Origin of the sequence: Streptomyces sp. BE303 (assembly GCF_036290945.1) — a bacterium.
GTDB lineage: Bacteria > Actinomycetota > Actinomycetes > Streptomycetales > Streptomycetaceae > Kitasatospora.
In genome coordinates this window covers 1-325 of record NZ_JAQYWZ010000876.1, presented here as the reverse complement: position 1 = coordinate 325, position 325 = coordinate 1, and the positions used below count along the sequence as shown (strand labels likewise).

The following is a 325-nucleotide window of genomic DNA, read 5'->3' as shown; positions in this document are numbered from 1 at the left end:
TTTCGCTCCGCCGGACGAGAAATCCGCGCAACTGACTCTCGGAGTAGGCAAGCAGCGACCTGTCCGCCATGGTCAGCAGCGTCACCATCATAGTGAAGGGCAACTCCTCCGCCAGACTCGAGGGACCCTCCAGGATGGTGATGTCACGCCGCGCCGCCAACTCCTCCAGCTGACGGAGCTGGCGCCTCATGACCTGGAGCCCGCCCTCCGGGCGACGGAGACAGCCCTCGTCCAGCACAAAGTGTAGCCCCGGCGCCGGACTTCGGTCCAACAACTTCTGCCGGGTCAGCAGGAATCTCAGCCGGTCGTCCGCCTGTACCTGTGA

Annotated in this window: 1 protein-coding gene; it reads right to left on the bottom strand. The window is 64.6% G+C overall.

Annotated features, from left to right (window positions below):
- Positions 1–271 (bottom strand): Scr1 family TA system antitoxin-like transcriptional regulator (locus PUR56_RS31290; protein ID WP_329951447.1); only part of this gene is annotated, 271 nt, incomplete at its 3' end.
- Positions 272–325: the final 54 nt, after the last annotated feature.